Here is a 379-nt window from a genome sequence, read left to right as displayed (position 1 = left end):
GACATAGGCCTGCTTCCAGCTGAGGCCGAGATGGCGCCTGGCGCCTTCGGCAACCTGCTCGCCGACCGTCAGGACGGGATTGAGGCTGGAGCCTGGATCCTGGAAAACCAAGCCGAAGTCGCGGCCTGGGCGCGGCGGACGACCAAGTCCGGGCCAGAGCATCTCGCCGCCGACCTTCGCTCCCTCCGGCAGCAGGCCGGCAAGCGCGCGGGCAAGCGTGCTCTTGCCGGAGCCGCTTTCGCCGATGATCGCCAGCCTTTCGCCGGCGACGATATCGAGATCGACGCCATCGAGCGCGGCCGCGCTATTCCTGTCGCGCCCATAGGTGACCGAAAGCTGTCGCAGGCTGCAGAAAATGCCGCTCATGTCGCCCTCACAC

Annotated in this window: 1 protein-coding gene; it reads right to left on the bottom strand. The window is 67.3% G+C overall.

What is annotated here, in order from left to right; translation table 11 throughout:
* Positions 1-366, bottom strand: a 366-nt coding sequence (locus tag K6N12_RS33760; RefSeq protein ID WP_222149191.1) for an ATP-binding cassette domain-containing protein, incomplete at its 3' end; no start/stop codon positions are given.
* Between the last annotated feature and the right edge of the window lie 13 nt (positions 367-379).

Source organism: Rhizobium redzepovicii (genome assembly GCF_019793435.1).
Taxonomy (GTDB): Bacteria; Pseudomonadota; Alphaproteobacteria; order Rhizobiales; family Rhizobiaceae; genus Rhizobium; species Rhizobium redzepovicii.
This window is presented reverse-complemented; position numbering and strand designations above follow the sequence as displayed.